The sequence below is a fragment of the Sulfurimonas autotrophica DSM 16294 genome, assembly GCF_000147355.1.
GTDB lineage: Bacteria > Campylobacterota > Campylobacteria > Campylobacterales > Sulfurimonadaceae > Sulfurimonas > Sulfurimonas autotrophica.
In genome coordinates this window covers 88,932-102,850 of record NC_014506.1, presented here as the reverse complement: position 1 = coordinate 102,850, position 13,919 = coordinate 88,932, and the positions used below count along the sequence as shown (strand labels likewise).

The 13,919-nt window shown below is 36.0% G+C and carries 16 protein-coding genes; 13 read left to right on the top strand and 3 right to left on the bottom strand.

Translation table 11 applies throughout. The features are described 5' to 3' along the window. Nucleotides 1-19 precede the first annotated feature (19 nt). On the bottom strand, nt 20-367 hold the full coding sequence (locus tag SAUT_RS00485) for a hypothetical protein (protein WP_245534110.1): 348 nt from the start codon (nt 365-367) through the stop codon (nt 20-22). 41 nt (nt 368-408) lie between these two features. Further along, a complete protein-coding gene (locus SAUT_RS00480; RefSeq protein WP_013325901.1) occupies nt 409-1,737 on the bottom strand; it encodes an NFACT RNA binding domain-containing protein in 1,329 nt (442 codons plus the stop codon). Nucleotides 1,738-1,781: 44 nt separating this feature from the next. Between SAUT_RS00480 and SAUT_RS11310 the strand changes: the two genes are divergently transcribed. From SAUT_RS11310 to cbiB, 11 genes are all read left to right on the top strand, one after another. After that, on the top strand, nt 1,782-1,937 hold the full coding sequence (locus tag SAUT_RS11310; protein WP_013325900.1) for a hypothetical protein: 156 nt from the start codon (nt 1,782-1,784) through the stop codon (nt 1,935-1,937). A 48-nt stretch (nt 1,938-1,985) separates the two neighbouring features. Beyond that, complete coding sequence (locus SAUT_RS00475) at nt 1,986-3,908, top strand: TonB-dependent receptor (RefSeq protein ID WP_013325899.1); 1,923 nt, start codon at nt 1,986-1,988, stop codon at nt 3,906-3,908. An 11-nt stretch (nt 3,909-3,919) separates the two neighbouring features. Then, the gene (locus tag SAUT_RS00470) at nt 3,920-4,738 is read left to right on the top strand and encodes an ABC transporter substrate-binding protein (RefSeq protein WP_013325898.1); all 819 of its coding nucleotides are present in this window, start codon (nt 3,920-3,922) and stop codon (nt 4,736-4,738) included. Continuing rightward, a complete protein-coding gene (locus SAUT_RS00465) occupies nt 4,731-5,456 on the top strand; it encodes an ABC transporter ATP-binding protein (RefSeq protein WP_013325897.1) in 726 nt (241 codons plus the stop codon). Before SAUT_RS00470 ends, SAUT_RS00465 begins: the two co-directional genes overlap by 8 nt. Further along, nucleotides 5,449-6,417, top strand: coding sequence for a FecCD family ABC transporter permease (locus tag SAUT_RS00460; protein WP_013325896.1), 969 nt, complete (start codon nt 5,449-5,451; stop codon nt 6,415-6,417). Before SAUT_RS00465 ends, SAUT_RS00460 begins: the two co-directional genes overlap by 8 nt. A 275-nt stretch (nt 6,418-6,692) precedes the next feature. Continuing rightward, nucleotides 6,693-7,118, top strand: coding sequence for a hypothetical protein (locus SAUT_RS00455; RefSeq protein WP_013325895.1), 426 nt, complete (start codon nt 6,693-6,695; stop codon nt 7,116-7,118). Then, on the top strand, nt 7,118-7,918 hold the full coding sequence (locus tag SAUT_RS00450; protein WP_013325894.1) for a phosphotransferase: 801 nt from the start codon (nt 7,118-7,120) through the stop codon (nt 7,916-7,918). Before SAUT_RS00455 ends, SAUT_RS00450 begins: the two co-directional genes overlap by 1 nt. A gap of 9 nt (nt 7,919-7,927) precedes the next feature. Beyond that, entirely contained in the window at nt 7,928-8,938 is a 1,011-nt protein-coding gene (locus SAUT_RS00445; RefSeq protein WP_013325893.1) for an aminotransferase class I/II-fold pyridoxal phosphate-dependent enzyme, read from the top strand. Beyond that, the gene (locus SAUT_RS00440) at nt 8,935-9,366 is read left to right on the top strand and encodes a thioredoxin fold domain-containing protein (protein WP_013325892.1); all 432 of its coding nucleotides are present in this window, start codon (nt 8,935-8,937) and stop codon (nt 9,364-9,366) included. Before SAUT_RS00445 ends, SAUT_RS00440 begins: the two co-directional genes overlap by 4 nt. A 3-nt stretch (nt 9,367-9,369) precedes the next feature. Continuing rightward, the gene (locus SAUT_RS00435; protein ID WP_013325891.1) at nt 9,370-10,758 is read left to right on the top strand and encodes a cobyric acid synthase; all 1,389 of its coding nucleotides are present in this window, start codon (nt 9,370-9,372) and stop codon (nt 10,756-10,758) included. Next, on the top strand, nt 10,751-11,593 hold the full coding sequence (cbiB, locus tag SAUT_RS00430; protein WP_013325890.1) for an adenosylcobinamide-phosphate synthase CbiB: 843 nt from the start codon (nt 10,751-10,753) through the stop codon (nt 11,591-11,593). The genes SAUT_RS00435 and cbiB overlap by 8 nt, the downstream gene beginning before the upstream one ends. A 3-nt stretch (nt 11,594-11,596) precedes the next feature. On the opposite strand, the gene SAUT_RS00425 is transcribed toward cbiB, so the two are convergent. Then, nucleotides 11,597-13,291: an EAL domain-containing protein gene (locus SAUT_RS00425; RefSeq protein ID WP_013325889.1), complete on the bottom strand. Its 1,695-nt coding sequence runs from the start codon at nt 13,289-13,291 to the stop codon at nt 11,597-11,599. A gap of 242 nt (nt 13,292-13,533) precedes the next feature. Here SAUT_RS00425 and SAUT_RS11530 point away from each other — a divergent pair, with 242 nt between their 5' ends. Then, nucleotides 13,534-13,665 carry a hypothetical protein gene (locus SAUT_RS11530; protein WP_013325887.1) on the top strand — a complete coding sequence of 44 codons (132 nt, stop codon included), beginning with the start codon at nt 13,534-13,536 and terminating at the stop codon, nt 13,663-13,665. Between the two features lie 37 nt (nt 13,666-13,702). Next, the gene (locus tag SAUT_RS00420; protein ID WP_013325886.1) at nt 13,703-13,912 is read left to right on the top strand and encodes a hypothetical protein; all 210 of its coding nucleotides are present in this window, start codon (nt 13,703-13,705) and stop codon (nt 13,910-13,912) included. Nucleotides 13,913-13,919 lie beyond the last annotated feature (7 nt).

Genomic DNA, 13,919 nt, shown 5'->3' with positions numbered 1-13,919 from the left:
GATGAAATATTATATCAAATCAGACTTTAATATCTAATAGGTGCAGCGGTTTGTCTGATTCTTCTTCACTCTCTTCTTCAACTATTTTATGATTTTTTTTCTTTGGAAGGTTTTGTGTCTCTTCGTCCGCTTCTTCTCTTTGGTGTTCACGATCAGGGTCAATTTTATGGCTTTCTTCTGTAGGACGAACTTCTTCTATCTCTTTTTCTTTTTCCTGTACAGCTGTCTGGGCGGCAACATTTTGCAAATCAAAGCGAGTATACTGGTTACCTTGCACAGGCGTTACGGCAGGTGTCATTTGGTTTACTAAAACTACATTGCCGATAGCTCCGACACTCATGACATCCTCCTCTATCTTTTTATCCATAAAAAGTGTTGTTTTTTGAGAGTTTACATGTAAACACTTTTTTATTCTCTTGTATCCACCTCTATTGTCTTGTATTTATTATACAATACATTTGCACCATTTTGTATGGTAACTTCTCGTCTTGGAGTATAATCGACCAAAAACCTGTCTTTTGAAGTTGTGCTAAACTCTACACAGAGTTTTGCTGCTGCCATTATGATGTTTTGCGGCAGGTTTTGTTTGTCTGTTGTGATAATAACATGCGCTGAAGGGCGGTCTTTCATATGCAGCCAAATATCTTTTGCTCTTGCATTTTTTAACAGTTCTACATTGCCTTTTTCATTTTTTCCCAGTTGTACTTTATAGCCTTCTACCCAAAATACCTCTATAGAGTCATTTTGCTTTATCTTTTTGTTTTGTACTCTTTTAGGAAAGAGCATCTCTATTTTTGCCACGTCTTTTGCCTCTTTGACAACATTTATAAAGAGTTCAAGGTGTTCTATTTTAGAGTGCAGAGACTTTTCTTCTATGTGCAGGTGCTTTGCTCTCTGCTTTGCTTTTTTACTTTTACTAAAAAACATTTCGCTTATCATAAAAGGTGTGGCATATGGCTTTGACAGTGTTACTTTCACTTTTGAGCCGTCATAATCATCCAGCTCGACTTCTGTTGCATAAGGCTTAATATTTTGTACGTTTGAGAGCACCAAATTACCTAAATGCTCACTCTTTTGTGCCTCTTGTTCCAGACTCTCTTTTGAATCCAGTTTTTCATAAAGTTTTTTAAGCTTTTTAAGCTTTTTAGATAAAAATGCAATCTTTTGTTTCTTAAGACTCTCGAGTTTACTGTTTTGTTCTTTTGCATACACCTCATACAAAAACTGCTCCACATCTTCAAGCGGGTACTCTTTTGCCACAAAAGGTGCAGGCGGAACATCCAACAGTTTTTGTCCTACACGCACCTCACGAAATGAAGAAAACAAATCAACATGACGCAGCGCTTCAAGGACAACATTGTCCTCATCCAAAATAATAACATTGGTATATTTTCCCGTAAATTCTATTTGCAGGTAGGTTGTTTCTTCTTTATAAGCAGAAGATAAAGAGGTCTTCATACGTATTATTTTGTCATTGTTTAACAGCTTTACATGTAACACATTAGCACGGTTAAAACGTTTGGCAAGAATGACATCAAAAGGGGCATTGTAGACTTTTGAACGGGGATACTCCTGACACCTGAAAATACTCGAATTTGAGCGTTGCATGTTAAAATAGAGTGCGTCGTTTTTGTCAAAGACTATTTTGATAATACTGTCGCTGACTCTGTGAACAGCCGATATTTTTGTAAAATTTTGTAAATAATTGATGATTTGTTTTAAATGTGAAAGTTTCATAAGAGTATTTTAGCTAAAATTTCAAAAAAACAGAGAGAAGACAAGTGCATACACCTAAGGGTTTTGGAAAAAACTATTTTACTTTAGCAGCCATACAAGCCTATATATCACTCAAAAAGATAGTAGCACTCAGCTCTTCAGTATGCACACTTGACGGCAAACCTCTCAAAATAAAGATAAACTCCCCTCCCGCAGCATAATCCACTTTTATTACAACACAAAAAAATAACCATACAATAAGGATTATAATGCAAAAAACAATACAGTTATCACTTCTCTTAGGTGCTCTTTTGAGCCAGTTACATGCGCAGGAAATCACGCTAACACCTCTTGAAATAACTTCCACAGCTATTAAAACCGATGAACTTAAGTCTACTGATGCCGTTGAAGTCTATACACAAAAAGATATAGAAGCGGCACATGTTCAAAATGTATATGAGTTTTTAAACCAGCAAACTTCTGTTATTACAATGCCATCTTACGGAAATCCATTTTCTCAAAAAATCGATATGCGAGGTTTTGGTATAGGAGACGGTTATGAAAATATTGTTATTAAAGTAAATGGCAGAAGACTGAACAATATTGACGGTGTGCCTCAACTTTTAGCAAGTATTTCACCCGATGCGATTGAAAAAATAGAAATCATTAAAGCAAGCGGTATTGTAGAAGCAGGCGATGGTGCCAATGCAGGTGTTATCAATATAATAACAAAAAAATCCAATAATGCTCAGGTAGGCTTTTATACAGGAAGCTACAACACTTTTGACGGAACTTTCAATATAGGGCATATTGATGATAAACTCTCTTATAATCTTAACGGAGAAGCTCAAAAGCATGGAGGGATCAGATATATTGACAGTAACGGCAATAAAGATGAAAATAAATTTTCAAATTTCGGCTTTGATGTTGCATACAAAGCGCTTGAAAACTTAGAGCTAAGAGCAAATGGGCTCACCTCTGATATAAACGTTTGGTATGCAAGCAGTCTGACACTTGATCAATATAATGAAGACCCGACACAAAAAAGCAATTCTTTTTATTCGGGTGTACATCAAAAAGCCAGCAGTGATGTTATCGGGGCGGGAATCACATATGATATCAATGATGCACTTTCATTAGACATAGATTACAATCATGAATACAAAACTTCAAACTACATCACATACAGCAGTGAATACAAATATAGTTACAACTCTGCAGACATGGCTTTAAAATATATAAAAGAAAACTTTGAAGTTATTGCGGGAGGATATTTGTTTGACGGGGATAGAAAAGGTGCTACGAATATAACTGGCAAAAAGAATCAAGCCGCATTTGTGAAAACAAATATTTACCTTGGTGCATCAACACTTAAAGCCGGTTACAGATATGAAAATGTTTCCTATAAATATGCCCCGACTGCAGGTATTACACTTAAACAGGATGATTCTCTGCACGGTATAGAACTTGGGTACAACTATATGTTAAACAAGGAACAGTCCCTCTTTTTAAATTATGCAAAAAGTTACCAGGCACCTAATATAGATAGATTCTTTAATTATGGTGGTACTTTTAACCAGTTTATCAAACCATCAAAATCAGACAGTTATACACTTGGCTACAATATTATTACAAAAACGAACAAACTCAAAATATCAGCATATTACATCAATATGCATAATGAAATCTATTACTATGCAGATCCAACTTTTTTAAACTCTAAAAACACAAACCTTGACAAGTCTCATAAGTATGGTTTTGATGTTTATGATAAATACCTTCTCTCCCAGGAAATTAGTATGGTCTTAAATTATAACTATGTAAAAGCAATCATAGATGATGAAATTGAAAATGGTAATAATTACTCAGGAAATGAACTTCCGGGCGTAAGTAATCATAATGTAAAAGCAACACTGAACTATTTGCCAAACAAATTTGCGACACTAGCATTGACTGAGGTGTATCGTTCAAACGCCTATGCTGCAAATGATTTTAATAATAACTTGACACAAAAGCAAGAAGCGTACACCTCAACAGACGTCTCGGCAACATATGCAAAAGATAATTGGGAAGTTTTCGCTAAAATAAATAATCTGTTTAACCAAAAGAACGGCTTATGGATTAGAGATAATGCTATATACCCTGTAAATTTCACAACAACAGCAATTATCGGCTTTAAACTCAAATATTAAAAGGTAAAATTATGAGTATAAAAACACTTCTCCTTATCTCACTTTTTATACTCAACCTTTGGGCAAATGAGAGGGTTGTCTCTTTGAGCCCTTCTATTACCGAAATTATTTACGGTCTGCATCATGGCAATGCACTTGTTGCCACGAGCAGCTATTCGCTCTACCCCAAAGAGGCACAAAAGCTGCCTGTTATCGGAGGGTATCAAACTCCTAATATAGAAAAAATCATAGCACTTTGCCCTACTCTGGTTGTAGGACAGACTTTTAACCAAAACACTTTGGAGCAACTTAAAAAGTTTCATATAAAAACAGTTATGCTTACGCTAAAAACTCTGCCTGACATACAAAACTCTATAAAAAAACTGGGTGAAATTCTGCATGCACTAAAAGAGGCAAAAAAGCTCAATACAAACATAACTAACGCCATAACAAATACACCAAAAGCCAAACATCCGCACAGTGTAATGATAGTTTACGGGCTCAAAGAAGATTTGCGAAACGGTATCTATATAGCGGGGCATGGCATCTTTTTTGATGACATTATCAAAGTCTGCGGCAATACAAACGCTTACACCTCACACACAACAAACCAACCTGTTTTAAATTATGAGAATGTTATTGCTTTAAATCCTCAGCAAATCATTATTTTGCATTCTCATGCTACCGAACCAAACGTAAACATAAAACAAGCTTTGCAAAACTGGTATGCCCTGCCCACCAAAGCCGCAAAAAACAAAAAGATTTCTATTATTGATGAAGATTATCTGCATATTCCTTCACAAAGAGTTGCTCTTACCATAAAACGGCTCTGTGGGGAAATGAATGATTAAGCTTCACAACCTTACATGTAAGTATGAAAACAACACTGTTTTTGAAAACATCTCTTTGGATATAAACACACATCTGAGTATTCTCGGTGCGAACGGTTCGGGTAAAAGTACACTGGCAAAAGCAATTTGCTCTCTTATAGATTATGAAGGAGAAATATTTCTTGAGCATAAAAACACAAAAGCACTTTCGCTCAACGAAAAAGCAAAACTCATTGCTTATATTCCCGCAAAACTGGAAATTTATGACCCTGATATATCTGTCAGTGAATTTGTGCTTTTAGGCAGGTTTGCCTACAAAAAGAGTTTTTTTGACTACTCTGAGGAAGACAAAAACATTACAAAAGAGATGCTGGAGTTTTTAAATATTATACATTTGAGTGAACATCTTGTAAGTCAGCTCAGTTCCGGAGAACAACAGCTCGTTCTCATTGCACAAGCACTCACGCAGCAAAGCAAAATCATCATTTTTGACGAACCTACAGCTAACCTGGATCCTCACAACTCAAAAATAATCGCCTCTCATATAAAAGAGCTCAAAGCCAGACACACCGTCATACTCATCACCCATGACCTGCACCTCGCTGCTTCGGTTAATACGCCTGTTCTTTTTATAAAAAACAAATCGGCCACCTATTATGAAAAAGATTTCTTTAATGATGCCTCGCTGGGGCAGCTTTACGGCGTTGCATTTGAATCTTTGGCGGTGAAGTATGATTAGAAAACTTATTTGGCTTCTGTTAGTAGGTGTATTTTTACTCTCAGCCTTTGTCGGTTCTGTTGATTTGAGTCCGAAAAACATCTTCCATGTAAACTCTTTAGATGCAAAAATTTTCTTTGATTTGCGTCTTCCTCGGGTACTTTTTACCTTCTTTGCAGGTGCTGTTTTGGCAATCAGCGGACTATTGTTTCAGACACTTTTTAGAAATGCTTTGATGACTCCTTATACGTTGGGAATATCAAGCGGAGCGGTTTTGGGTGCAGGTATTGCTATAAAACTCTCACTCGGCACGCTTCTTTTTGGTTTTGCCGCCATCTCTATTTTTGGTTTTTTGGGCGCTTTGTTCACTGTCTTTTTACTGCTCTATCTCGCCCAGTTCTTACGTCAAAGTCATGCGGAGTCTCTTTTACTTTTGGGTATTGCGCTTTCTCTTTTTTACAGTGCCGTTTTGATGGTCATTTTTTACCTCGGCAGTGCTATACAAAATGACATGCTCATACGTTTTACTATGGGTTCTCTCTCCGTCATCGGCTGGCAATATCCTCTTATAATCAGCATTGCAGCCATCATACTCTTTGTATTTATTTACATGTACAGGTTTGAATTGCAGCTTTTAAGTGTTTCCTCAGAGCAGGCACAGCTCAAAGGTGTAAATACAAAAAAAGTTACCCTGATTTTACTCATTGTTTCCTCTTTTGCCATCGGTATTCTTGTCAGTATCAGCGGTCCTATTGGTTTTGTCGGGCTTATTGTTCCGCACATTGTGCACAAACTCTACCCTGTGAATATCAGCAAAAGAATTATAAAAACAACTCTGTTTGGCGGCCTTTTTTTGGTACTGTGTGATACAATTTCACGAACGATGCAGACACAAAGTGAACTGCCTATCGGCATTATTACAGCCATTATTGGCGGGCCGTTTTTTATCTATCTTATCATGGGCACTTCTAAAAAACCCTAACCAATCTCAGAGGCTAAAGATGAAGTAAGATTGTGCAGAACTTTTTTTAAAGCATAGCCATAGCTACGCTGAAAAAAAATTGTGTGCAAGATTGCTCCATATTTAGCCTCCCTATGGGCATTATAACAAGTAAACTACTACTGCGTTCAAACCATTTGAGGCTACCTGTAGCCTCTGCGTAGTTTCACCTTATATTAGTTTACTTGTTATAATGCTGAGAATGATTAGGGTTTGTTAGAGGTGCCCTTTCAAAAGCACAAAGCAAAGGAGTCTAAATGGGTTACGAAACATGGGTGCAAGAACATGCGACAGCACATAAAAAAATCATAGATAAACTCCTGCAACAAGGTTATGACAAAGAGCAAATCATAGACTACTTTGATTTTGAAAACATGAAAGAAAAAGAGAGTGATTTTTGTCCGCTGTATGCCAAGAATAAAAAATGTCATGATATGGAAGAACTTAACTGCTATCTTTGTTCTTGTCCTAATTTTCGTTTTAATGACAAAGGCATTAAAAAAATAGACAACAAAACACAGTTTAGCTACTGTTCCATTGAATCAAAAGACGGCAGGCAAGGTATTTACGGTGAAAAAATTCATCAAGATTGTTCAGGCTGCACTGTGCCGCATCACAGAGCTTATGTCCAAAAACATTTTGATTTGGACTGGGCTAAAATCATGCAGGTCTGCAAAGTCTAATGGGTGTAAAAACGCCCATTACACTCCAAGAGGCAAATCTTCTTTTTCCGGCATATGATTTTACTCAAATTACACCGACAAAAAATGGCATCATAGATACAACCTACATCATAAACAACGCCACGTCTGCATATATTTTAAAAAAATATGAAAGAGATATAAGTAAAAAAATTCAAATCGACAAAACACTTTTAAATCTTTTATCTGCTCATAATCTTAATGTACCAAAATATCTGCAAGAAAATCAAGAGTGGTATTTGTATACAAAGCTTAGCGGTGAAATACCAAAAAATGTGCAGTTATATCACATTCACGCTCTTGCAAGATTTATGGCAAAGTTTCATAATATCAGCAAAAAAATCACATATACAGCGCCTTTTCTTGTATCATATGAGATAAATAAACTCCTTGCAAGTGTAAAAAAAAGTCACTATGCTTATTATAAAAAACTCTCTTGCCTACACAATTTAGACCAAAAACATGATGGCTTTATTCATGGAGATATTTTCACAGACAACACCCTTTTTGATAAAGAAAAAATAGCAGTATTTGATTTTATAGACGGCGGTCTGGGTGAGTTTAGTTTTGACACGGCCATAGCCTTGCTCTCATTTAATCCAAGCAATAAACGCTTACATGTAAATGCCTTTTTGCGTGCCTATAATCAAACTTCAAAAAAGAAAATATCGTATGATGAACTACAAAAGCAGCTCAAAATTGCAGCCAAATTTTATGCCCTGCTTCGTATAAGCCATGACAAAAAAACCAAGCGTGCCCAAGAGTTAGCAAATTTTTGGTAGAATCCGCTTATGAAACACGGCGCAAACATATATAAATATGCAGAACAACTCGGATGCAACAGTGATGAGATTATAGATTTTTCATCCAATATCAACCTCTACCGGCCGCAAACCGCTTTACATGTAAACAATGCTGCACTCACAAAGTATGCAGACAGCAGTTACAAAGAACTCAAAACAGTCATTGCAAAAAAATATGCACTGAAAAAATCGCAAATTGCCTTGTATAACGGTGCGACTGCCGCCATTTATGCTCTGCTTGACTCTTTAAAACAAAAAAAAGTCACCCTCTACGCTCCATTATACGGTGAATATGAAAAAGCGGCCCTGCAAAGTAAAAAAGATATTTACAAAATAAACCGTATTGAAAATATAGATAATGAAGTGAGTAAAAATTCTATCATAATTTTTGTAAATCCATCTACCCCGGAGGGAAGTTTTTATGAGCTTGAAGCGTTGTTTACGCAGTGGAAAAAGAAAAAATGTACCATTATTTTAGATGAAAGCTTTTTAGAATTTGAAAAGCATCCCTCCTTTCGTAATATGATAGAGAAGTATAAAAAGCTCTATATTATCCAGTCATTTTCCAAATTTTACAGTTGTGCAGGGCTGAGAATCGGTGCTGTTTTTTCCAACAAAAAAAATATCAAAAAGCTCAAAGCACCCTTATGGAATATATCTTCGCTTGATGTAGAGTTTTTACAAGAGCGTCTTGGCGATGAGGCCTTTGTAGAAAAAAGCCTAGAACTTCACACAATACAAAAACAAGAACTGCTCAATATTTTAAAAAACTCTGGGCTTTTTGAGCAGATTGTGCATAGTGATGCAAACTTCATCCTTGCGCAATCATCAAAAGCGCAAGAAATTTTTACGCATTTACTGGAGTATAAAATACTCGTAAGAACATGTCAAAGCTTTGATTACCTTGATGAGAATTGGCTTCGCTTTGCGCTCAAAGACACAGATTCACACAAACAGCTTCAAGAAGCATTTACAACTTTTTTAGGAGATTTACCATGAAAATAATACTTAGCCTGCTATTTATAGCCCTTAGCCTCTTTGGAAGAGCAGACCTTGATGAATATGCCCAAAAGATGGGTTTTGAACGTGACTACTATACGGCACTTGCAAAAGCAAAAAAACTGCACCGTCCGCTTATGCTCACCGTTACCAAGGCGGAATGTCCTTGGTGTGACCGCCTTGAAGATCGTACACTAACTGATACAACAGTGCATGCACGTTTAAAAAAAGAGGCGGTTGTTGTACTTGTGTATAAAAATTTTGACGAGGGTGAATATCCTGCTCAGATGTTTCCGGCACCCTTTAGTCCCCGTACATTTTTTATAGACCCTTTTACGCAAAAAACACTTCTCATCATCAATGGATATGTAGAAAAAGACAATTTCCTTAAAAAACTCGATGCACTAAAGAAATTGTGGACCAAATAAACAATGCACTCTCTTAGCATCTTTGGCACGAGCAGTGATGCCGGCAAGTCTACACTTAGCTTTGCGCTGACTTATCTTTTGCATCACAGAGGCTTACATGTAGCCCCTTTTAAAGCGCAAAATGTCTCAAATAATTCACTTGTCACAGATATAGACAAAGGTGAAATAGCCATACCTCAAGCTTTTGCTGCCGAGGCTATCGGACTGCAAACCACATCTCTTTTTAATCCCATACTTTTAAAATCAGGCGAAGCGAACAGAGCCCATATGATTATTAACGGTAAAAGCGTCGGCGACACAGATGTCTGGGCATACTACAAAGATATGAAGCGGCTCAAGCCTATTGTAAAAGAGGCTTTTGTAGGTTTGCAAAAAGAGTATGAATGCATTGTTGCCGAGGGTGCAGGAAGTCCGGTTGAACTCAACCTCATGGACAAAGACCTCTCAAATATTTATGTAGCTGAGGAGTTTAACACTAAAATAGTTTTAGTCGCAGATATTCAAAGAGGCGGTGTATTCGCATCCATTTACGGTGTATACAATCTATTGCCTAACAAACTGCGTAAAAACGTTATAGGTGTTATAGTCAATAAATTTCAAGGCGATATCTCTCTTTTTGATGAAGGTATCAAAATAATCGAAGAAGATTTCGGTATAAAAGTTTTGGGCGTTGTGCCCTTTAAGCCTTTTAACCTCGGTTTTGAAGATTCGGCTTCGCTTATGGGCTACACACAAGATACCTCCAAGGCTATCATAAAAGTCGGGGTTATAAAACTGCCTCACATTAGTAATTTTACCGATTTTGAACCGCTTGTCGTTGATGAAGAGATTGAGCTAAACTTCATTACATCGCCGAGCCAGGCAGCTGTTTGCGATTTACTTATAGTACCGGGAAGTAAACGGGTTGTTGATGATCTGCTTTGGCTGCGTAAGCGTGGTTTTGAGCCTATCTTGACAGATAAAAACAGACATATTATAGTAATCTGCGGCGGATACGAGATGATGTTTGAACGTATTATTGATGAGCAGATGATAGAATCACCAAACAAGTTAGTCAAGGGGTTTGGAAGATTTAAGGGTAATGTTCATTTTCAAAAAGAAAAAATCGTACAAAAGGGTTGCTACAACCAGCAGGGAATTATGGTTGCAGGGTATGAAATTCATAATGCTGTTGCAAAAAAACGCTCTAAAAAGAAAAAAAATCTTTATGGCACTTTTTTGCATGGTATCTTTGAAAACGATGCCTTTCGATACAAAGTTTTTCATACAATAAACAAAAACTACAAAGGCTATAACTTCAAACACTTTAAACAAAATGCCATTGCCGACTTTGCCAAGCACATCGACTTACATGTAGATGTCGACTTTATACAAAAGAGACTGAGTGAATAACCTGCTTATTGCCATTTTTGCCTATTTGATTGACAAAAAATTCGGTGAATTTTCATTTATCAAGCACCCTGTTATTATTATAGGTGAATTGATAAGTTTTTTTGAAAAGAAGTTTTACAAAAACAGTATAACGCGCGGATGTCTGCTTGTCGTGTTTGTTTTAAGTGTTATTAGTTTTTTCAGTATTTCACTCTATCTGTATCTTCAGTTTTTTAACTCATTTTTAAATATTCTTATCAGCTCTTTTATAGCATCTATGTTCATAGCCCATAAAATGCTTCGTGATTCTGTTGCAGACATCTTACATGTAAAGAATAAAAAAGAGGCCCTCTCAATGCTGGTATCACGTGACACACAACATATGAGCGAGAGCGATATTTATAAAGCTGCCATAGAGACTTATGCCGAAAATTTGAGTGACGGCGTTATTGCACCGTTGTTTTATTTGTTGCTTTTTAATCTTCCGGGTATTATTATCTATAAAGCCATCAATACCATGGATTCTATGGTCGGCTACAGAAATGAAAAATATGAAAATTTCGGCAAATGTGCTGCCAAACTTGATGACATTGCAAACTACATTCCCTCTCGGCTAACAGCACTGCTTATAACGGCACTGGCAAAACAAAAAAATATTTTTGCTTTTTACAAAGACGGGAAAAAACATGAAAGTCCAAATGCGGGGCACCCTATAACCGCTATGGCACTAGCTCTACATGTAAAGTTAGGCGGTGATACATCTTACTTTGGCAAAATAAAACATAAGCCTTATTTTGGCAAGGGCACAGATGAAATAACAAAAGAAGATGTGCAAAATGCGCTCAAACTACTTTAACGGTTAAATCAGATATTCTTCTGCCTTACCAATGTGATAGCCCTGTGCATAATCAATTCCGCAGCCTTTGATTAGTTCATATATCTCTTCATCTTCTACATATTCAGCAACCGTCTTGATACCGAGCGTTTTTGCCAAATTTACTATGGCTTTTGTAATTGTTCTGTTTCTCGGATTTGTTTTCAAGTCTTTTATAAAAAGTCCGTCTATTTTTATAAAGTCAAGCTGTATTTCCAAAAGTCTGCTAAAGTTTGAGTTTTCAATGCCAAAATCATCTACTGCAATTTTAAAACCCATTCCCCTGAGTTTATTGAGCTTTTTCGTAATTCTTTGAGAGCTTTTTGCCACGGTAATATTTTCTAAAATCTCAAAAGTAACACGATTCGGAGTTATATTGTACTGTTTGAGTTTTTCATTTAAAAATTTTATCAAATAACCCTCGAGCAAATCTCTTTCTGTAAGATTAATGGAGAACTGTACTGTTTTATCTTCAAAAAATGCAAAACTTTTATTTATCATCAGGCGTGTAATTGCAGTAGAGAGTCCAAGCTTCTCGGCAGACGCTATAAAGTAATAGGGAGCTATTATTTCATTGTTGTGAAATCCTCTTGCCAAGGCTTCGTACTTATAAATTTCACCTGTTTTGGTATTCATAATAGGCTGAAAATGTGGTACAATTTTTTCTTCAACTATTAACTCCCTTGTAAGTCTCAACCATTTAATGGCATCTTTTTCATCTACAAAAACAGCATGGTTTTCACTATATATTTCATAATGCCTGCTGCCGAGTTCTTTTGATTTATCAAGAGCGTACTCACAGTTTATCAGTGTTTCACTCACATCTGCTCTTACTTTGTCTACACCTATATTAAAAGTCACATTCAGCTCTGTATCGTCAACTTTAACATTTTTCATGTCAAAAAATGAAACTATCTGATCACAGTATTCATTGACTTTTTTGACTTCTGTACTTTTTACGAGTATGGCAAATCTGTCTGACTCTACTTTGTAAAGTTTTGCATCATTATGTATATGTTTTTCTAAAATTCTGGCTGTTCTAATGATAATATGCGTTGCAAAGTCTTTTCCGTATTCTTTGTTTAACACAGAAAAATGGGAAATATCCAAAAGCAGCATATAAGCATACTCTTGCGCCATCAAATCATCTCTGAGCATAATCTCATTAGGCAAATCGGTATAATACTCATGCAGGCATTTATGTTCTAACTCTTTTGTTTTTTCATGTACCATATTTTCTAAATTTTGCTGATACTCGGCTAGTTCTCTTTCTGTATCGATTCTGTGCACGACTTTTGAAAGTACCGACAAAAACTGATCCATTTCAAAAGGCTTTAATATATAGCCGTCAACATTGAGTTTAATACTTTCCAAAAAGAAACTTGTTTCTCTATGTGCCGAAACGATTAAAATAGGGAGATAAGGCTTTACTTCCCTTATCATCGCTGCAAGTTCCAAGCCGTTTATTTTTGGCATATTTATATCTGTAATAACTAAATCAAAATCATCGTCATTAAATTTGTTCCATCCGTCTTCCCCGTTATATGCTTCGATGATAACATCAAAAAACACGCTCATAAACTGGGTTAAAGCTTCTCTGGAAGTGTCATCATCTTCAACAAACAAAACTTTTAATGTTTTTGTACTGTTTATAATGCTTCTTAATGCAACTTTATCCATAAATAATCCATAAATAATCCCTAAATAATCTAAAAAGTCCTAAAGTTTATCACAAATATTACTTATATAAGATAAAATCATAGTAAAAAGAGGAAACATTATGTCAAAAATATCAAGAAGAAACTTTTTAAAAAGTGCAGTAGCTCTTAGTTCCATGCCTCTACTGGTAACTGCACAAGAAAATAAAAAAAAGACATTGAAGTTTATACATGTAACGGATTCACACATGGACCTCGGCGACAATGACAGTGCAGGGAACAAAAGTCATAGTCACACGCGGCTTTGTACGTCCACTTGATTTGGACATGTACCCGATGCGTTATGTTGAACTAGATGGAAACAGCGTTCATGAAAAGCTCATTTATACAGCGTAAATTTAGCATATTTAACTAACTTTGGCTAAAATATTTTATGCAAATAACAATAAACGACTACAACTTACAAAACCTAGAAACATTTACACAAATACTCAAAAAAGATGAGAGTACACTTATTAATGAAGCACTTGAACTCTTTTTTCAAGAACAACAGAAAAAACTGCTAGAGAAAAACATTGAAGATGAAAATGCACTCACCAATCTTGATTATGATGAATTTTGGAACGGTGTCGATATAGACTAAAGAATAC